This is a genomic window from Bordetella sp. 2513F2 (genome assembly GCF_054642735.1).
Genome location: NZ_CM137755.1, coordinates 1138082 through 1155987 on the forward strand (window position 1 = coordinate 1138082; position 17906 = coordinate 1155987).

Here is a 17906-nt window from a genome sequence, read left to right on the forward strand (position 1 = left end):
GGAGTTTCCTTCAATGTCATTCATCACTGTCCTGTTGATCGTCCAGGTTCTTTCGGCCCTGGCGATCATCGTGCTGGTCCTGCTGCAGCAAGGCAAAGGCGCCGACATGGGTTCCGCCTTCGGCACGGGGTCGGCCGGCAGCCTGTTCGGCGCTTCCGGCGCCGCCAATTTCCTGTCCCGTTCCACCAAGTGGGCGGCCGTCGTGTTCTTCGTCGCCACGGCGGGCCTGGCCTACCTGACCCACCGCAGCACCGGTGGCGGTGGCGTGGATTCCGGCGTCATGCAGGATTACCAGGATCGCTCCGTGCCGCAGCTTCCCGGCAGCAGCGCGCCGTCCGGAAATGCGGTGCCTTCGGTGCCGGCCGCTCCGGATGCCTCGGTGCCCCAGGCGCCTGCGGCTCCTGCCGCACCGACTCCTGCCGCGCCGGCAACGCCCGCGGAAGAACCCAAGCCTGCCGCCCCGGCAGCGCCCGCCGACGAACCCAAGCCTGCAGAGCCGGCGCAGCCGGCGGCCCCCGCTGCCACGCCTGCCCCCGCAGACGACGCAGGCGCCAAGCCGGCCCAGTAAATCCGGTGTGGTTCCAGAAGGCGAAGCCGTTGCTTCGCCTTTTTGTTTTTCATGCACCGTGCGGCGCTGCCATCCGCCGCCTTTCCGGTTTGGATCCGGAAAAAATACATGCTAGAATGCTCAGCTTTCCAGCTATCTGATAGTCTTGGAAAGCGGCTGCGGAAACGCAGCAGGAATCTAGCCGTCGTGGTGGAATTGGTAGACACGCTATCTTGAGGGGGTAGTGGCGAAAGCTGTGCGAGTTCGAGTCTCGCCGACGGCACCATACAACTCCGGGCCCGGCCTGGAATGAACTCCGGGCCCAGCCTGGAATGCCAAGTGGCCCGTGATCTTGCCGAGACACGGGCTTTTTTGCGTCTGGGGCTGGGGCCTGCCGGACTGGCGACGCGGTATGCTAGGCGTCAGTCCTTCTCTTCGGCACCATGACTGACTCCACTCCCACCCATTCCTCCCCTGCCAACGCCAGCCCTGCCTCGCCGGATCCCGTCGCGCCCGCCGGTTTCGTTCCTTGGCAGCCCAGCAGCCCCTTCATGTCGAACCTTGCCAGCCTTGGCCGGTTCTATCGGCGCGAGGCCGACGACGGGCTGGCGCTGCGGGTGGATGAGGCGCATACCAACATGCACCGGATCGCGCATGGCGGGTTGCTCGCCACGCTGGCCGATACCGCGCTGGGATTTCGCATCGCGAAGCTGGCCAATGCCTCCATCGTCACCGTGCAGATGTCCGTGGAATACCTGGATCCGGTCAGGCCCGGCGACTGGCTCGAGGCGCGGGTGCAGATAGACAAGCAGGGGCGCCGCCTGATCTACGCCACCTGTCTGTTGCAGGTGGGGGAGCGCACGGTGCTCAAGGCCAATGCCGTGTTCGCCGTGCGCGCTGCGCAGGTTCCGGCTTCCGACGGCTAGGGTTGACGTGCGGTCACGCCGGCCCGTGCTGCCGCGGCCAGCACGGTCACTCGATCAACCAACAGGAGGCCCGTCCATGAGCCCATCGCTGCCTACCGTATACCTGCCGGACGGAACCGCCGTGCCTGCCCTGGGGCAGGGCACCTGGTTCATGGGAGAACGGCCCGACATGGCCGAAGCCGAGATACGGGCGTTGCAACTCGGCCTGGATCTGGGCATGAGCCTGATCGATACGGCAGAGATGTATGCCGACGGAGGCGCGGAGTCCATCGTGGGGCGTGCCGTGGCGGGCCGCAGGGACGAGGTGTTCCTGGTTTCCAAGGTCTATCCCTATCGCGCCGGGCGCAGCAGTGCCGTTGCCGCCTGCGAGGCCAGCCTGCGCCGGCTGGCGACGGACCGGCTCGATCTTTACTTGCTGCACTGGCCCGGCAGCGTGCCGCTGGCCGAGACCATCGAGGCCATGACGCGCCTGCAGCGCGACGGCAAGATCCTGCGGTGGGGCGTATCCAACTTCGACACCGATCTGCTCGACGATCTGGTGGCGCTCGATGGCGGCGAGGCCTGTGCCGTCAACCAGGTGCTCTATCACCTGGCGTCGCGCGGCATCGAGTACAGCCTGTTGCCGCGCATGCGCGAGCTGGGCATGCCGGCAATGGCCTATTGCCCCCTGGCCCAGGGAGGCCAGCTGGACGGCAGGCTGCTGTCGCACCCCGTGCTCCAGCAGGTGGCCGGACGCCATGGCGCCACGCCGGCCCAGGTGGCCCTGGCATGGACGCTGCGCGGGACAAACGTGATCGCGATTCCCAAGGCGGTGTCCCCGGCGCACGTGCGCGACAACGCGGCTGCCGGGGCCATCGTGCTCCAGGCGGAAGACCTTGCCGCGCTGGACGCCGCCTTTCCGCCGCCCCGGCGCAAGCTGCCGCTGGATGTCGTGTGAGCCGGGCTGCAGCGTGTACGGCCCTAGCCCAGTTTTCCCAGCAGCGCGATCAGCCTTTCCCTTTCTTCCTGCGTCAGGCCCGCGCTGATGCGCCGGTCGTGCTCGCGTACTGCCCGGGTGATGGCGGCCAGCGCCCGCCGGCCGCTTGCGGTGGCGGCCAGGGCATAGGCGCGCCGGTCGTGCTCCGCGTCCCGACGCTGCACGTATCCCATTTCCTGCAACTGGTCCACGAGCTGCACGGCGCCCGAGCGGGCGATGCCCAGGATGCGGGCAAGATCCGTGAGCTTCAATCCGGGATTGGCGGCGATCAAGGTCAGGGCTGAGTAGCGCTGTGGCGTGATGTCCCAGCTTGCCAGCGCTTCGAGGAAATCCTCGTAGATGCGGATCTGGGCCCGGCGGATGGCATAGCCGACCAGTTCGTCCAGCGCTCCGTAGTCGATGCCGGAGACATGGGGATCGAAGCGTTCGCCACGCGCGGCGGGCCGGCGGGGCCTCAGAGGGGTGTGGGGCATGGCAGGGCAGGAGACTCGGGAAGCCAACACTAACGCAGTACAAACAGGGACGCTACTGGTTCCGGGTAAACCCCTGTGCAGGCGCCGCAGCTATTTTGTTATGTTGCATAACAAAAGAAAAGGAGGAGTCATGCACGTGACGATTGCCGGTGCGGGCATCGGCGGGCTGGCGCTGGCGCTCATGCTGCATCAGCGCGGCATTGCCTGCCGCGTCTACGAAAGCGCCCAGGCGCTTCGGCCGCTGGGTGTGGGCATCAATCTGCTGCCGCACGCCGTCAACGAGCTCGACCAGATCGGGTTGCTGGAGCCGCTTGCCGCGATGGGAGTGGCCACGTCGGCGCTGCACTACTACAACAAGTTCGGCCAGCCCATATGGCAGGAACCGCGCGGTTTGGCGGCCGGCTATCCGGTGCCGCAATTCTCCGTGCACCGGGGCGAATTCCAGATGCTGCTCGCGCGCATGGTGCGCGAGCGCCTGGGAGACGATGCGCTGGTCACCGGCATGGCGCTGGAGGAAGCCGGGCCGCCGGGCGGCGAGGCAGTGGCGCATCTGCGCAGTCGCGCAGACGGCACCCTCCATACGGTCCGCTCCGACGTGCTGGTAGGGGCCGACGGCATCCACTCGGCATTGCGCCGGCAATGGCATCCCGCCGGAGACGAGCCGCGCTTCTCGGGTCGCATGCTGTGGCGGGCGGTGACCGAGGCGCCTCCGTATCTCGACGGCAGCACCATGTTCATGGCCGGGCACCAGGACCAGAAGTTCGTGTGCTATCCGATTTCGGAGAGCGTGCGGCGCCAGGGGCGTTCACTGATCAACTGGATCGCCGAGCTGGCAGTGCCCGGGGCTCACCTGCCCGCCACCGACTGGAACCGGCGCGTCGACAAGTCGGTGTTTGCCCATCGCTTCGCCGGCTGGCGCTGGGACTGGATCGATGTCCCGGCCATCATCGACGGCGCCCAGGCCATCTACGAGTTCCCGCTGGTGGACCGAGATCCGCTGCCGCGCTGGACGCGTGGCCGCATGACGCTGCTCGGGGATGCCGCCCATCCGATGTATCCCATCGGGTCCAACGGCTCGGCCCAGGCGATCCTGGATGCGCGCTGCCTGGCCGACTGCCTGCAGCAGGCCGTGCGATCGCGGGGGCCGCGGGCCGTCGAGACCGCGCTGCTCGAGTATGAGGCCGAGCGCCTGCCCCGCACCGCCGGCATCGTGCTGCGCAACCGGCTCAATGGCCCGGAACAGGTGATGCAGATGGCCGAGGAGCGCGCGCCGGAAGGTTTTGTCGATATCCACGACGTGATCCCGCGCCAGGAGCTCGAAGCCGTGTCGCTGCGCTACAAGCAGCTCGCGGGCTTCGATCCGCAGGCGTTGCGCCATGCCGGCGGGGGCTCGCCATGACCGGCGCAGCGCTGCCTGCCGGGATGCCGCCTGCGCTGGAGTTCGTGGCGGCAGTCGTGGTGGAGGTCGGGGCGCCCCAGGAAGTGGGCGAGACGCCGCAGGGCTGCAGGCGGATCATTCCGATTCTCGGGGGCGTCGTGGAGGGGCCCGGCCTGCGCGGCACGGTATTGCCCGGCGGAGCGGACTTCCAGCTGATCCGGTCGCCTTCCCATACCGAGATCCAGGCCCGTTACGTGATCGAGACGCCGCAAGGCGAGCGCGTGTATGTGGAGAACACCGGCATACGCACCGGCAGCCCGGAGGATATCCAGCGCCTGATGCGCGGCGAGGCGGTGGATCCGGCGCGCATCTATTTCCGCACCTATCCGCGCTTCGAGACAGCCGCGCCCGCGCTGGACTGGCTGAACCGGCATCTGTTCGTGGGCACCGGCGCACGCCACCCGGACCGCGTGGAGCTGCGCTTCTATCGGATTTGCTGAAACCGGCGCCGTGCGCCGCATCACCAGAACGTAAAACGAGGAGACAATCATGAGATCGCGACTGAGCCGGCTGCTGGGCGGCCTGCTGCTGTGCATGCCGTTGCTGGCCGCCGCCGGGCAGTATCCCAACGGCGCGGTACGGCTGAACGTGGGTTTCCCGCCCGGAACCGGACCCGACATCGTGGCGCGCACGCTGGCACAGCACCTGGGCCCCCGCCTGGGAGCAAGCGTGGTGGTGGAGAACAAGGTAGGCGCGGGCGGGCAGATCGCCGCCCAGGCGGTAGCGCGCAGCCCCGCGGATGGTCAGACCCTGTTGCTGGGGGAAGTGGGATCCATCAGCATATCGCCGGCAACCTATCGCAACCTCAACTACGATCCGTCGCGGGATTTCGCACCGATTTCCGAAGTGGTACGGGCCGATTTCGTGCTCGTCGTGCCGGCCGGGGCGGGCTCCCGGGACCTTGCCGGATTCATTGCACAGGCCAGGAACGCCCCCGACCGTCCCAATTTCGCCACCTTCGGCGCAGGCACGCCGGGGCATTTCGGCGCGGAACTGTTCGCCCGGGAGGCGGGGATCCGTATCGAGCCGATCCACTACCGTTCCACCGGAGACGCCGTGTCGGCGCTCGTGTCGGGCAGCGTGCAGGCGGCATTCGTCACCACCGCGCTGGCGGTGCCGCAGGTGCAGGCGGGCGCATTGCGCGCCTTGGCGATTACCGGGGCGCAGCGTTCGCCAGCCCTGCCGGACGTTCCGACATTCGGTGAAAGCGGGCTGCCTGCCGTCGATTTCGGTGCCTGGTTCGCGCTGTTCGCCCCTGCCGGCACGCCGCCGGCCGTGCTCGACCGGCTCCAGGCCGAGAGCGCGGCGGCGTTGCAGCAGCCCGACGCCGCACGCGCCCTTGCCGGTGCGGGGTTCGTGGTGGTGGGCTCCGGGCGTCAGGCGCTGGCTGGCCTGCTGGGGAGCGAGGCGAAGCGGTGGGAGGAAGTGGTCCGGGCCACGGGATTTCGCGCGGATTGATCCCGGGCATGGGGATTGCGGCAGCAGCCCCGCAGCGGGAGGCCCGCTGCGGCCGGCGCGCCGGGGTTTCCGGCCGGTGCGCAGGGCGCCGTACCATTCAGGGGAGACTCATGAGCTACGATCCCGACGCCGTTGCCGACCGAACCTGCGTGCGCTTTACCATGCACTTTCCCGATGGCCCCCGCCAGGCCGCCATCAGCGCCAAGGCGTTGGTGGAGTATTACGGGGCGGACATGAACGAAGCCAGCCTGATCGACAGTTACCGGGCCAATTTCCGCACAATTCATGCTGTAGCGCAACAATTGGGGGCCCGCACGCTGGACAACGGCATCCTCGTCACGGAGGCGGACCTGGCCCATGCCGGCGACGAGGCGAGGCTGCAGGAGGCGGGCGACGCGCCGGCTTCCTCCGGGTGAGGCAGGTTTTACGCCAGACTGCAGCATTTACGCAGCGGCGGCGCCACGGCGGCCATGGTAGGTGACTCGGGCGATGCTAAAGTAATCGGATGTCTGCATCCGCAGAGGCCTGCCGGATCGCCGACATGTATTGCCGGCCCGCCATGGAGATGCCACAGATGACCGCGTCCCGACAGCGCGCGGAACGCGCACACAGTCTGCTCGCCGACTATCGCTACCAGTTGCTGGTCGAAGCAGTGATGGACTACGCCATCTATCTGCTCGACGCGGACGGCTACGTCAGCAGCTGGAATGCGGGGGCGCAACGCTTCAAGGGCTACACCGCCGACGAGATCATCGGCCGGCATTTCTCGCTGTTCTACACGCCCGAAGACCGCGATGCAGGCATGCCGCGGCGGGCGCTCGAAACCGCCCGCCGCGAGGGCCGCTTCGAGGCGGAAGGCTGGCGCGTGCGCAAGGACGGCTCCCGCTTCTGGAGCAGCGTGGTCATCGATCCGGTCCGCGACGATACCGGCGAGATCATCGGCTATGCCAAGATCACGCGCGACATCACCGACAAGAAGCAGGCCCAGGAAGACGTGCAGCGCGCCCGCGATGCACTGAATCACGCCCAGAAGATGGAGGCCATCGGCCACCTCACGGGCGGGGTGGCACATGATTTCAACAACCTTCTTACCGTGATCCAGGGGTCGGTCGAACTGCTGCGCCGGCCGGGCCTGCCGGAAGAGCGCCGCCGGCGCTACATCGATGCCATCGCCGAAACGACGGAACGCGCCGCGCACCTGACGCGTCAACTGTTGGCGTATGCGCGACGCCAGCCCTTGCAGCCGCGCAACTTCGATGCGCGGGCCTGTGTCGAATCCATGCGTACCCTGATGGATACCACGGTGGGCAGCGCGGCCGACGTCCGCTACCACTACCATCCCGGGCCTTGCGCGGTCTATGCCGATCCCCAGCAGTTCGAAACCGCATTGCTCAATATCGTGATCAACGCCCGCGATGCCATGAGCAGGGAGGGCAACATCACCATTTCGGTGGCCCGCGTGCCGAGGCGGCCGGCGATCCGGCAGCGCCCGGCGGTCGAAGAGCCCCATGTGGCCGTGTCCGTGCGTGATGAGGGCAGCGGTATTCCACCCGAACTGATGGAGCGCATCTTCGAGCCCTTCTTTTCCACCAAGGCGGTCAACCAGGGCACGGGTCTGGGCCTGAGCCAGGTGATCGGGTTCACGGGCCAGTCCGGTGGCGACGTGGAGGTGCGCAGCGAGGTCGGCATAGGATCCACGTTCACCATCTACCTGCCCGAAGTCCCGCTTCCGGCGCAGCTTGAGGTGGTGGAGCCGGGCTTGTCCCGCCCCGGCGCCGAATCGCCCGCGCGGCGCACGGTCTTGCTGGTGGAAGACAACACGGCCGTCGGGGAAGTGGTGCGCAATCTCCTGCAGGATCTCGGCCAGGAAGCCATCTGGGTCACCGACGGCGTCAGCGCGCTGCAGGTGCTCGAAGAAGACCAGCACGGGATAGACCTGGTCATTTCCGACGTGGTCATGGCCGGCATGAGTGGAATGGAGCTCGCCCAGCAGATCCGTGCGCGCTGGCCGTCGCTGCGGGTCGTGATCGCCAGCGGCTACAGTCATGTGCTGGCACAGCACGGCAGCCATGGCTTCGAACTGCTGCAGAAACCTTACTCGGTGGACCTGCTCAAGCAGGTGCTGGCGGGCGGGCAGCATCCCCACGGCACGTAGGCGGCCGCTCAGAACAGCCCGTACATCGCGGCCTTGAAGAGGCCGGACAGCGCCAGCACGCAGGCTACGCCCGCCGCCCATAGCAGTACCAGCCAGCCCGCCCGCTGCAGCCGCAATCGCGTGCGCTGCCGCATCAGTGATGCCCCAGGTATACCGGCCGCCCGATCCGCAGCCATCGTGCCTCGCGCAGGGCAAGGCAACTCGCCGGCCCCATGGTCAGGGCAGGAAAGACAATATGGAAGGGACTCGTGGATCCAAACTCGATCCGGGCAGGCAGCTGTGCGTTCATGGGTCCGCCGGACAAAGGCGCTCTGCTCAGCAAGGCCCATGCCTCAGGTGGCCGCCCTGGCCCCGGCCGCCGCGGTGCGCAGGCCATGGGCTTTTTACGTCGCCGTGCAGCTTTTACGTCCCTGGGGGCCGGGCGAGGCTGCGCGCCTGGCATGCCGGTCCGCGGGCACGAGGCTTGCGACCGCTGCAGCGGCCGGCCGTCATTGCATCGGCGTGCCGCCAACACAGTGCGCTACCGCACGCAAGGAGGATTCCATGGAAATGAAGGTTTTGACGCTTACGCTGCTTACCGCGGGTACGCTGGCCTGCTCGGCGGGCGCAGTGGCCCAGTCCCAGACGCCGGCTGCCGATCCCGCCTCTCCGCAGGCGCCGGCTGCCGAGCCCGCCGCCCCGCAGACGCAGGATGCCGGGGAAAGCCAGCTGGACGGCGATGACGAAGACTTCCTGGAAAACGCCGCGCAGTCCGGCCATACGGAGGTCGAAGGCAGCAAGCTGGCCCAGACCAAGGCCAAGTCGCCCGATGTGAAAAGCTTCGCGGAGCGCATGATCCAGGACCACACCAAGGTGGCCGAGGAACTGGCTGCCCTGGCGAAGGAGAAGGGTTATACCCCGCCGGCCGAACCCTCGCTGATGCAGAAGGCCAAGCTGAAGACGCTGGGCCTGACCGATGACGGCTTCGACAAGATGTACGCAAGCCAGATCGGCGTATCCGCGCACGAGGATGCCGTGGAACTCTTCCGCAATGCTTCGGAAAAGGCCAAGGATCCCGACATCAAGGCTTTCGCCGCCAAGACGCTCCCCGCGCTCGAGGAGCATCTCGAGATGGCGCGGGCTTTGCAGCAAAAGGTCGGCGCCGATTGACGCCCGCGTTCAGGAGTGCACGCACATGACAGGACAGCGCAAATTCCCCCTGCCCAAGGCCGGGCCGCCCACGGCAGAAGTGCACAGCGAACGGCCGGACTGCGGCGCCGGGGAAGGGCAGGCCAATACCGACCCGCGCTCGAATTCCGGCTACCCGGCCGGCGGAGCCCGATCTGAGGGGGGCCGCGACCCTTACGGCCGCGAATCGTCCCCGGAGTGCGAGGATCCGGGTGAAAGCCGCCGGCGGGCCGAAAAGCAGGCCAACGGATGAATCAGGCCGGAATCTAGGCCTGGTCGTCCCGGGGGCCTTGCTTTTTCTCCAGTATGCCCGGGGTGTCGTCGCGCGGCTTCAACGTATGGCCCGGGTCGTCCTTCTGCGGCGCCGGGTTGCCGTCGAACTGGGTGGCCCGGGTGCCGGGGGCCGGGGGCTCTGCCCGGCGGTCCTCCGGCGTCGGTGGGTGCTCCCGGTTCCCGTGCGTATCGGCAGCGACGTCGGACTGGGACGTAGCGGCCGGATGGTCCGGCCGGATGCCAGGTGATTTCGATGCGGTCATGTGCCAGCTCCTTTGAAGTTCGTACCGCAAGGGTTCGCAACCGGCGTGCCCGGCGGCGCTGCACTCCCGGCGCGGGCGTGCCTGCGGGGGAACGGGGCGGATGGCCTGCACACCAAGAGAGCCGGCATGCCTGTTGCACGTAGTTCCACTCAGTCGCGTTCGCGTCCGGCGCGCAGCGCCATTGAGGTGCTGCCCGAACAGAAGCCGGTGCGCCTGGAGGAATGCCGGCGGTGCGGCCTCTGGCACGGAGCGACGCAGGCCGTGCCGGGCGAGGGCAGCCGGCATGCGTCCATCATGCTGCTGGGCGAGCAGCCGGGAGATCGCGAGGACCGCAGCGGTCAGCCGTTCGTGGGGCCGGCCGGCGCGCTGCTGGACCGGGCGCTCCAGGACGCCGGCGTGGTACGTACCGACGTCTATGTCACGAATGCGGTGAAGCATTTCAAATGGCAATTGCGCGGCAAACGCAGGATGCACAAGACACCGGCGCAGCGCGAAGTGATGGCGTGCCGCTACTGGCTCGAGCAGGAGCTCGAGGAGATCGATCCGGCAGTCGTCGTGGCGCTGGGCGCCACGGCGCTCAGGGCAATCCTGCCGCGTGCGCGACTCAAGCTCACGGACGTGCTGGGCGGTGTGATCGAAGAGGGGGCGCTTGCCGTCGTTCCCACGTATCATCCGTCCTACGCGCTGCGCGCCCCCGATGGCGATGCCCGCGAGCAGGCTTATCTTGCCATCGTCCACGCGCTGCGCCGCGCCGGAGAGCACCTCGAGGCGCGGCGTCACTGAACGCAGCGGCCGCGTTGCCGAAATGAACGGTTTCCGCTGCTTGCCGGCTGCCACCGCTGCGCCTTGCCGCCCTGGCGCGGCTTGGTTATCTTAGGGCACCATGATGCCGGCCGACCTGCCCGATCGTTCATTTGCTCGCACCCTCACCGGGCAGGAGCCTTTCTTCATCGTCTGGAACCGCGGTTCGGGGCGGCGCGAAGCCGAGGTCGTCAGCGGCACCATCGACCGCGTGCTGACGCAAGCCGGCCGCCGCTACGAATTGCTGGCAGTCGACGACGGCCGTACCTTGCCGGCCACGGCCCAGCGGGCGCTTCAATCGGCCCGAAGCGAGGGAGGAGTCGTGGTTGCCTGCGGCGGCGACGGCACCCTCAGCGCCGTCGCCCGTGCGGTGCTGGGCAGCGGCGTGCCGTTCGGCATCCTGCCCCAGGGCACGTTCAATTATTTCGGCCGTGCCTACGGCATCTCGCAGGATACCGAAACGGCGGCGCGCTGCCTGGTCCACGCCCGCGTGCAGCCCGTCCAGGTCGGGATGCTGAACGGGCAGGCATTCCTGGTGAACGCCAGCCTGGGGCTGTATCCCCAGCTGCTGGAAGACCGGGAAGCCTACAAGCGGCGTTATGGCCGCACCCGGCTGGTCGCACTGTGGTCCAGCATGGTCACCCTGCTGCGCGTGCATCGGCGGCTGGCCATCCAGCTCGAACTCGAGGGCCATACCCGGCTGATCCGCACGCCCACGCTGGTGGTAGGCAACAATGCATTGCAGCTGCGGCAGATCGGCATCGCCGAGGTCGACGAGCTGGCACAAGGGAGGCTGGTCGCCATGACGGTGCGGCCCGTCGGCGTGCTGGCCAGTTACGGCCTGCTGCTGCGCGGTCTGATCAGCCGGCTGGGCGATGCCGAGAACGTCGTCAGCTTCGGTTTCGAGCGCATGACCGTGCGGCTGGGCCGCCATCGGCGCAGCATCAAGGTCGCGATGGACGGTGAAGTGTGCTGGATGCATGGCCCCCTGGAGTTCGCTGTCGGGCCGGAACCGTTGCCACTGCTGGTGCCCGTTGCGGCGGACGACGCAGAGGCGGGGGCATGAGACGTCCTGTATCCTCCCCCTGCGGCCACGCCGGGATTCCGAGTGGCGCGATGGCGTGCTGCGCCCAGAGGAGGCCATGACCTGCGTCCTGCACATTTCGGATACGCACTTCGGCACGGAGGTGGAGCCCGTGGTGGAGGCCTTGCGGGCGCTGTGCGCGAACCTGCGCCCGGATCTCGTGCTGCTGGGCGGCGACATCACGCAGCGCGCCCGTCGCGGTCAGTTCGCCGCCGCGCGGCGCTTCGTCGAGTCGCTGGACCGTCCGCTGCTCGCCGTGCCTGGCAACCACGACATACCGCTCTACAATCTTTTTGCCCGGCTGTTCGATCCGTACGGGGCCTATCGGCGCGCGCTGGGCCCCGTGCTGGAGCCCGCCTACGAAGATCCCACGCTCCTGGCCATCGGGGTGAACACCACGCGCCCGCTGCGGCGAGTGGACGGCGAACTCTCGGCCGGCCAGGTCCGCCGCGTGGTCCAGCGCCTGAAGGCCGCGCGTCCGGAGCAGTTGCGCATCGTGCTGCTGCACCATCCCGTCCGGGCCATCGAGGAATCCGACAGGTCCAATCTGGTCATGGGGCGCGAGGAAGCCGTGTCGGCCTGGCTGGAGGCCGGCGTGGACCTGGTCCTGGGCGGGCACATACACCTGCCGTACGTGGTGCCGCTGCGGGCGCGTCAGGATCATGCCGGCCACAGCGGCTGGGCGGTGCAGGCGGGTACGGCGGTGTCGCGTCGTGTGCGCGGCGCGGAGCCCAATTCGGTCAACGTGATCCGGCACGAGAGCGCTGCGGGCGTGCACCGCTGCGAGGTCGCCCGCTGGGATTACGACGGCGGGGCGTTTGCCTGCGTCGATGCTGCGCCGCTGCAATGGCGGCGCTAAACCCCGGCGTCGCCGTCACGCCGTTACCCTGGATGATTTGTATTAATGGATGTCTACGCTGTCTGGGTCGCCACCCACCCCTTGCTGATATTCCTGCTGCTGCCTGCCATGTCGGCCGCCGGAGCGCTTCTGGTCTGGCAATTGGTCGGCGGTCTGCCGGCCGGACGGCGCCGCACCCTGTTCTACGGTGGAACGGCCCTGGCGGCAGTGTTGTTGTTCGCCCTGCTTGCGGTGGCGGTGCATCGGCAAGGAGGCCTGGTCGCTTTCGACGTGGCGCTGTCCCGGCAATTGGGGCTGTCGATGGAGCCTGCCCTGCTTTGGGCGCTGTCCTGGTTCACGTACCTGGGAGACCGCAATTTCCTCATAGGCATAGCCGCCTTCATGACCCTGGCCCTGCTGTGGAACCGGCAATGGGTGCTGGCGGCGGGCTGTGCGGCAGCCACCGCAGGCGGCGGCGCCTTCAATTGGCTGTTCAAGCATGTGTTCCAGCGGGTGCGCCCCGACTACCAGCACACGTATTCGACGGCCGACGGCTGGAGCTTTCCCAGCGGTCATGCGTCTGCCGCCATGGCCGTCTACGGCATGGCCTGCTACCTGCTGTTGCGCGCCTTGCCGGCGCGCTGGCGGCCATTCTGCCTCGCCGCGGCAGCAGCCCTGATCATGGCCATAGGCGTCAGCCGTGTGCTGCTGCAGGTCCATTACGCCAGCGATGTGGTCGCGGGCTTTGCCATCAGTTCGGCGTGGCTGGCGCTGTGCGTGGCAGCGACCGAGCAGCGCCTGCGCCGTTTCAGGGCCGAATGAGCCGCATCAGCTCCGCCGTGGCGTCCGCGTGCGCCGCATCGTGCGCGGCGTGCAGGTAGGTGCCTCCGGCAAGCGCCACGGCGGCGCGCAGCCGCCCCGCCTGGGTGGCATCCAGGGGGCTCGCGTCCAGCACCAGCTTGCCGGCCAGGTCCGCGGTGACCGCGCCGTCGCTGTAGCGTTCCAGGACGCGGTCCACTTCATGTTCGTCGGGCAGCGCCAGCACCACGACATCGGATTCCCGCAAGGCTTCCGCCGGATCGGCGGCCAGCGTGGCGCAGCCCCGGAAGGGCTCGCAACGGCCGGCCGCCCGGTCGTACACAGTGAGGAGGACATCAGGCCATGCCGAAACCAGGCGCCGCGCAAGCGCTGCGCCGGCTTCGCCCAGGCCCATGACGCCGATGCGCAGGTTCATGGCCGCGGCACCGACCAGGTGCTGACCACGTGGGCTACCGGTTCGGCCTGCCCTTCGGGGTAGAGCAGCACTTCGCCGGCGCTGAGGCGGCCCGTCTTGAGCAGCCGCGCCTCGGCCACCACGGCGCCCGCCGGGCTCTTGCGCAGGAAATTGATCGTGAGGCTGGCCGTCACGGCTTCCGGCTGCCCGGTGGCGCCGACGATGGCGGCGTACAGGGCCAGGTCGGCCAGGCCCATCAGCATGGGCCCCGCCACGATGCCGCCCAGACGCTGGTGCGCTTCGCGGGCGGGCAGGATGGCCCGTGCCGTGCCCGGGCCGATATCCTGGATTTCCACGCCCAGCACCTGGGCGAATGGGTGCTTTTCCTGCAGCAGCAGCAGGAAGTCGGCCACGGAGATCCGGGCGCCGGCAGAGGGCAGGGCAGTCATGGGCGTTGCTCCAGGGCGTCGCAATAGGCATCGAGCAGCGGCTCGGGCTGCTGCCCCAGCGACTTCAGGCGATGAGTATGAAAGAGCAGCAGCAGACCCATGAGATAGGTGAAGACCTGCACCTGTTCGCTGCGCGCGGCGGCGTCATGCATGCCGCGCCCCAGGCGCAATCCGGCGCCGAGCTGGTCGACGCAGGTCTGCAGCAAGGCATTGAGGCGTTCGTCCGTCTCGCGGCCCAGGCCGCGCGGGCCCACCCCCCGGTACAGATACATGCCCAGCGAGAAGGCGTCCGGCCGCACGGCGTAATAGTCGAAGAAAGCCCGCACCACGCGGCGTGCCGCGCTGCCGGCTGCGCCGGCGTGCAACGCCTGCTCCAGCCGGGTGCGCAATTCTTCCAGGGAGGCCTCCAGCAATGCTGCGTAAAGTGCCTCCTTGCCTGCGAACCAGGGATAGATGGCTCCCGTGGTGCAGCCTGCTTCCTTGGCGATCGCGCGCATGCTGGCCTGGTCCAGGCCGTCGCGGGCGAACACGCGCTGCGCGGCTTCCAGGATGAGCTGGCGCCGCAGGGCCACAAGCTGGTTCTGGCGCGGTGTTGACGTGCTGCTCGGGGGCATGGGCGCTTCCTGGCGGACATGACGACGCCATTATTTAATAACACTGTTATTTGTGTAAAGCTCTGTCAAGCCCAGGTGGTGCGAACGTCGGGCGGTCTAATGGCGTCCCCGTTTTTTGGCTACTCCGCCGCCCAACATTGCCCAATGTTGCGGGTTTCCAACAAGAGGGCGCCAAAGCGTCGTTTTTGTGGCCGTCGACGTAGCCAGTGCCCCGGAATTTTGATGCAATAGCGTCAACTTCCCTTCGCGGAGTTAGGGGGGCGGCAGGTCAGGTTCCACTGAGATGCTGCTCTTGTCACTCAAATCAACGGAGATTTCTTAAATGAAAAAGACTCTGCTCGCTGCCGCCCTGCTCGCCGGTTTCGCCGGTGCTGCCCAGGCAGAAACCTCGGTGACCCTGTACGGCATCATCGATACCGGTATCGGCTACAACAACCTGGACATCCCGGGCGTTAATGGCGGCGCTGGCTACGACCACAGCCGTATCGGCATGATCAACGGTGTGCAGAGCGGCTCGCGCTGGGGCCTGCGTGGCACCGAAGATCTGGGTGGCGGCCTGCGTGCCGTGTTCCAACTGGAAAGCGGCTTCGACTCGGGCACCGGTAATTCCGCCCAGGGTGGCCGTCTGTTCGGTCGTCAGGCCACCATCGGTCTGGCCAGCGACAGCTGGGGTCAACTGGACTTCGGTCGTCAAACCAACATCGCCTCGAAGTTCTTCGGCTCGATCGATCCGTTCGGCGCCGGCTTTGCCCAGGCCAACATCGGTCACGGCCTGAGCGCTGCCAACACCAACCGCTACGACAACATGGTCCTGTACCAAACCCCGTCGTTCGGTGGCTTCCAGGTTGGCGCTGGCTACTCGTTCAACGTGAACGGTTCGGGTAACTTCGAAACCGCCGACAACACCCGCGCCATCACCGCCGGTGTTCGCTACGCCAACGGCCCGCTGAACGTCGCCCTGTCGTTCGACCAGCTGAACGGCAACAACAGCGTTGACGACGACGCCACCCCCCGCATGTACGCCATCGGCGCTTCCTACGACTTCGAAGTCGTGAAGCTGGCCCTGGCCTACGCCCGCACCGAAGACGGCTGGTTCGCTGGTCAAGGTCCTGGTGCTCCCACCGGCGGCGTGACTGACGGCGCCGGCGTGGCGTTCGACACCTCCTACCCCACCTACAGCTTCGCTGACGGCTTCCGTGCAAACTCGTACATGGTCGGCCTGAGCGCCCCGATCGGCGGCGCCACCAACCTGTTCGGTTCGTGGCAGATGATCGATCCCAAGAACGACAGGCTGACCGGCGGCGACGAAACGTCGAATGTGTTCAGCCTGGGCGCCACCTACGACCTGTCCAAGCGTACCAACCTGTACGCCTACGGCTCGTATGCCAAGAACGCCCTGTTCATCGACGACGCCAAGAGCACGGCCGTCGGCGTGGGTATCCGCCACCGCTTCTGATCGCTCTCCGGGGCTCAAGCCCTGGGCGATTTGCCAGCGTACGGGCAGGCTTCGGCCTGCCCCACAAAAAAGCCACCCTCCGGGGTGGCTTTTTGCATGGGGATACTGTTTTTCGAGTGCTTGGGTTCAGCCGGGAGTAACCCCGCGAATGCTACAATCTGATAGTTTGCGCATTTGACGGACGTCCTGAATGAATCTGCAACAGTACTTTCCCGTCCTGCTGTTCATCGTGGTGGCAACCCTCATCGGTTTCGCCCTGATCACGGCAGGTTCCTTCCTGGGGCCGCGGCGGCCTTATTCCGAGAAGCTTTCGCCCTACGAGTGCGGTTTCGAGGCCTTCGAGGATGCCCGCATGAAGTTCGACGTGCGCTATTACCTCGTCGCCATCCTGTTCATCCTGTTCGACCTGGAAATCGCCTTCTTGTTCCCCTGGGCCATCGCGCACGGAACGGTGGGCCTGGTGGGCTTCTGGACTGTCATGGTGTTCCTGGCCGTGCTTACGGTGGGCTTCATCTACGAATGGAAAAAGGGCGCGCTCGACTGGGAGTGATGGCAATCACGCTTTCCCGGGCACGCCAGCAGAGACGAATATGGCTATAGACGGCATTCTCAAGCAAGGTTTCATCACCACCAGCGCCGACAAGTTCATCAATTGGGCCAAGACCGGCTCGATGTGGCCCATGACCTTCGGTCTGGCCTGTTGCGCTGTCGAGATGATGCACGCCGGCGCGGCGCGCTACGACCTCGACCAGTTCGGCATCATTTTCCGGCCCAGCCCCCGCCAGTCCGACCTGATGATCGTGGCCGGCACGCTGTGCAACAAGATGGCGCCGGCATTGCGCCGGGTCTACGACCAGATGCCCGAGCCGCGCTGGGTGGTGTCCATGGGCTCCTGTGCCAACGGCGGCGGGTATTACCACTACTCGTATTCCGTGGTGCGGGGCTGCGATCGCATCGTGCCTGTCGACGTCTATGTGCCGGGGTGCCCGCCCACGGCCGAGGCGCTGGTTTACGGCTTGCTGCAGATGCAGAACAAGATCCGCCTGACCAACACGATTGCGCGCTGACCTCCTCCGCAACGGTGGCGCGCTACGGCGTCGCCCCGCGTGTGGCGAGGCAGTGTTTCGGTTTACCTAAGCGTACAAGATGATGACCAGGCTCGAAACCCTGAAAACCCATTTGCAGGCCGCCTTTGGCCAGGAAGCCGCGCTCACCGAGGCGCTCGGCGAGCTCACCCTGGAGGTGCCCGCAGAGCAGTGGTTCTCCACATGCAACAAGCTGCGTACCGACGCCGGTCTGCGCTTCGAAAGCTGCATCGACCTGTGCGGCGTCGACTACCTCACCTGGGGCAACGGGACCCGTCCGGAGTCCGACAGCAAGGCGCCCGGCCCGCAGCGCGGCCGTTATGCCGTGGTGGTGCACCTGCTGTCCATCGAGCACAACTGGCGCCTGCGTGTGCGCACCTGGGCGCCTGACGACGAGTTCCCGATCGTGGCCTCCCTGGTCGAATGCTGGCCCGGCGTCAACTGGTACGAGCGCGAAGCCTTCGACCTGTTCGGCATCGTCTTCGAAGGCCATCCCGACCTGCGCCGCATCCTCACCGACTACGGCTTCATCGGTCATCCGTTCCGCAAGGATTTCCCGCTCTCCGGCACGGTGGAGATGCGCTACGACCCCGACCAGCAGCGCGTGATCTACCAGCCGGTCACCATCGATCCGCGCGAGATCACGCCGCGCGTCGTGCGCGAAGACTCCTACGGCATGGGGCGTTGAAT

General features: G+C 67.1%; 24 protein-coding genes and 1 tRNA gene. 18 read left to right on the forward strand and 7 right to left on the reverse strand.

Annotated features, from left to right (window positions below; genetic code table 11):
* Positions 1–13 precede the first annotated feature (13 nt).
* The 4 genes from secG (at position 14) to ACYBYQ_RS05375 (ending at position 2410) form a co-directional block, all read left to right on the forward strand.
* Positions 14–568, forward strand: coding sequence for a preprotein translocase subunit SecG (gene secG, locus ACYBYQ_RS05360; protein WP_459617503.1), 555 nt, complete (start codon positions 14–16; stop codon positions 566–568).
* A 180-nt stretch (positions 569–748) separates the two neighbouring features.
* A tRNA-Leu gene (locus ACYBYQ_RS05365) sits at positions 749–833 on the forward strand.
* Positions 834–1098: 265 nt separating this feature from the next.
* Positions 1099–1473, forward strand: coding sequence for a PaaI family thioesterase (locus ACYBYQ_RS05370; RefSeq protein WP_459617505.1), 375 nt, complete (start codon positions 1099–1101; stop codon positions 1471–1473).
* A gap of 76 nt (positions 1474–1549) precedes the next feature.
* Positions 1550–2410 carry an aldo/keto reductase gene (locus ACYBYQ_RS05375; RefSeq protein ID WP_459617507.1) on the forward strand — a complete coding sequence of 287 codons (861 nt, stop codon included), beginning with the start codon at positions 1550–1552 and terminating at the stop codon, positions 2408–2410.
* 23 nt (positions 2411–2433) lie between these two features.
* On the opposite strand, the gene ACYBYQ_RS05380 is transcribed toward ACYBYQ_RS05375, so the two are convergent.
* Positions 2434–2922 (reverse strand): MarR family winged helix-turn-helix transcriptional regulator, encoded by a 489-nt coding sequence (locus ACYBYQ_RS05380; RefSeq protein ID WP_459617509.1) that lies wholly within the window; start codon positions 2920–2922, stop codon positions 2434–2436.
* 130 nt (positions 2923–3052) lie between these two features.
* Between ACYBYQ_RS05380 and ACYBYQ_RS05385 the strand changes: the two genes are divergently transcribed.
* From ACYBYQ_RS05385 to ACYBYQ_RS05405, 5 genes are all read left to right on the forward strand, one after another.
* Positions 3053–4321: a flavin-dependent oxidoreductase gene (locus ACYBYQ_RS05385; protein WP_459617511.1), complete on the forward strand. Its 1269-nt coding sequence runs from the start codon at positions 3053–3055 to the stop codon at positions 4319–4321.
* Positions 4318–4800 carry a DUF3237 domain-containing protein gene (locus ACYBYQ_RS05390; RefSeq protein ID WP_459617513.1) on the forward strand — a complete coding sequence of 161 codons (483 nt, stop codon included), beginning with the start codon at positions 4318–4320 and terminating at the stop codon, positions 4798–4800. Before ACYBYQ_RS05385 ends, ACYBYQ_RS05390 begins: the two co-directional genes overlap by 4 nt.
* A 49-nt stretch (positions 4801–4849) precedes the next feature.
* On the forward strand, positions 4850–5818 hold the full coding sequence (locus ACYBYQ_RS05395) for a Bug family tripartite tricarboxylate transporter substrate binding protein (protein WP_459617515.1): 969 nt from the start codon (positions 4850–4852) through the stop codon (positions 5816–5818).
* 110 nt (positions 5819–5928) lie between these two features.
* Positions 5929–6234, forward strand: a complete 306-nt coding sequence (locus ACYBYQ_RS05400; protein ID WP_459617517.1) for an MBL fold metallo-hydrolase — start codon at positions 5929–5931, stop codon at positions 6232–6234.
* Between the two features lie 158 nt (positions 6235–6392).
* Positions 6393–7973 carry a PAS domain-containing hybrid sensor histidine kinase/response regulator family protein gene (locus tag ACYBYQ_RS05405; protein WP_459617519.1) on the forward strand — a complete coding sequence of 527 codons (1581 nt, stop codon included), beginning with the start codon at positions 6393–6395 and terminating at the stop codon, positions 7971–7973.
* Positions 7974–7981: 8 nt separating this feature from the next.
* On the opposite strand, the gene ACYBYQ_RS05410 is transcribed toward ACYBYQ_RS05405, so the two are convergent.
* Both ACYBYQ_RS05410 and ACYBYQ_RS20880 read right to left on the reverse strand, forming a co-directional pair.
* The gene (locus ACYBYQ_RS05410; RefSeq protein WP_459617521.1) at positions 7982–8107 is read right to left on the reverse strand and encodes a DUF2474 domain-containing protein; all 126 of its coding nucleotides are present in this window, start codon (positions 8105–8107) and stop codon (positions 7982–7984) included.
* Complete coding sequence (locus ACYBYQ_RS20880; RefSeq protein WP_510677554.1) at positions 8107–8415, reverse strand: cytochrome ubiquinol oxidase subunit I; 309 nt, start codon at positions 8413–8415, stop codon at positions 8107–8109. Before ACYBYQ_RS20880 ends, ACYBYQ_RS05410 begins: the two co-directional genes overlap by 1 nt.
* A gap of 101 nt (positions 8416–8516) precedes the next feature.
* On the opposite strand from ACYBYQ_RS20880, the gene ACYBYQ_RS05415 reads away from it, so the two are divergent.
* Entirely contained in the window at positions 8517–9122 is a 606-nt protein-coding gene (locus ACYBYQ_RS05415; protein WP_459617523.1) for a DUF4142 domain-containing protein, read from the forward strand.
* Positions 9123–9406: 284 nt separating this feature from the next.
* Here ACYBYQ_RS05415 and ACYBYQ_RS05420 read toward each other — a convergent pair whose 3' ends face one another.
* Positions 9407–9676 (reverse strand): hypothetical protein, encoded by a 270-nt coding sequence (locus ACYBYQ_RS05420; protein ID WP_459617525.1) that lies wholly within the window; start codon positions 9674–9676, stop codon positions 9407–9409.
* A gap of 126 nt (positions 9677–9802) precedes the next feature.
* On the opposite strand from ACYBYQ_RS05420, the gene ACYBYQ_RS05425 reads away from it, so the two are divergent.
* The 4 genes from ACYBYQ_RS05425 to ACYBYQ_RS05440 all read left to right on the forward strand — a co-directional run bounded on the left by ACYBYQ_RS05425 (position 9803) and on the right by ACYBYQ_RS05440 (position 13221).
* Positions 9803–10459, forward strand: coding sequence for a UdgX family uracil-DNA binding protein (locus ACYBYQ_RS05425; RefSeq protein ID WP_459617527.1), 657 nt, complete (start codon positions 9803–9805; stop codon positions 10457–10459).
* Positions 10460–10559: 100 nt separating this feature from the next.
* Complete coding sequence (locus tag ACYBYQ_RS05430; protein ID WP_459617529.1) at positions 10560–11543, forward strand: diacylglycerol/lipid kinase family protein; 984 nt, start codon at positions 10560–10562, stop codon at positions 11541–11543.
* 76 nt (positions 11544–11619) lie between these two features.
* Positions 11620–12420, forward strand: a complete 801-nt coding sequence (locus tag ACYBYQ_RS05435) for a metallophosphoesterase family protein (RefSeq protein ID WP_459617531.1) — start codon at positions 11620–11622, stop codon at positions 12418–12420.
* A gap of 45 nt (positions 12421–12465) precedes the next feature.
* A complete protein-coding gene (locus ACYBYQ_RS05440) occupies positions 12466–13221 on the forward strand; it encodes a phosphatase PAP2 family protein (protein ID WP_459617533.1) in 756 nt (251 codons plus the stop codon).
* On the opposite strand, the gene ACYBYQ_RS05445 is transcribed toward ACYBYQ_RS05440, so the two are convergent.
* Genes ACYBYQ_RS05445 through ACYBYQ_RS05455 form a run of 3 tightly spaced genes read right to left on the reverse strand, consistent with a single transcriptional unit; the run spans position 13208 to position 14675 of the window.
* Positions 13208–13633, reverse strand: coding sequence for an NAD(P)-binding domain-containing protein (locus ACYBYQ_RS05445; RefSeq protein WP_459617535.1), 426 nt, complete (start codon positions 13631–13633; stop codon positions 13208–13210). The two genes, ACYBYQ_RS05440 and ACYBYQ_RS05445, sit on opposite strands and share 14 nt — an antisense overlap.
* Entirely contained in the window at positions 13630–14061 is a 432-nt protein-coding gene (locus ACYBYQ_RS05450) for a PaaI family thioesterase (RefSeq protein ID WP_459617537.1), read from the reverse strand. The genes ACYBYQ_RS05445 and ACYBYQ_RS05450 overlap by 4 nt, the downstream gene beginning before the upstream one ends.
* Entirely contained in the window at positions 14058–14675 is a 618-nt protein-coding gene (locus ACYBYQ_RS05455; RefSeq protein WP_459617539.1) for a TetR/AcrR family transcriptional regulator, read from the reverse strand. Before ACYBYQ_RS05455 ends, ACYBYQ_RS05450 begins: the two co-directional genes overlap by 4 nt.
* A 322-nt stretch (positions 14676–14997) precedes the next feature.
* Between ACYBYQ_RS05455 and ACYBYQ_RS05460 the strand changes: the two genes are divergently transcribed.
* From ACYBYQ_RS05460 to ACYBYQ_RS05475, 4 genes are all read left to right on the forward strand, one after another.
* A complete protein-coding gene (locus ACYBYQ_RS05460; protein ID WP_459617541.1) occupies positions 14998–16131 on the forward strand; it encodes a porin in 1134 nt (377 codons plus the stop codon).
* Positions 16132–16321: 190 nt separating this feature from the next.
* Positions 16322–16681: an NADH-quinone oxidoreductase subunit A gene (locus ACYBYQ_RS05465; RefSeq protein WP_459617543.1), complete on the forward strand. Its 360-nt coding sequence runs from the start codon at positions 16322–16324 to the stop codon at positions 16679–16681.
* Positions 16682–16721: 40 nt separating this feature from the next.
* Positions 16722–17198, forward strand: a complete 477-nt coding sequence (locus ACYBYQ_RS05470) for a NuoB/complex I 20 kDa subunit family protein (RefSeq protein WP_459617545.1) — start codon at positions 16722–16724, stop codon at positions 17196–17198.
* A gap of 79 nt (positions 17199–17277) precedes the next feature.
* Complete coding sequence (locus ACYBYQ_RS05475; protein ID WP_459617547.1) at positions 17278–17904, forward strand: NADH-quinone oxidoreductase subunit C; 627 nt, start codon at positions 17278–17280, stop codon at positions 17902–17904.
* The last annotated feature ends 2 nt before the right edge of the window (positions 17905–17906 follow it).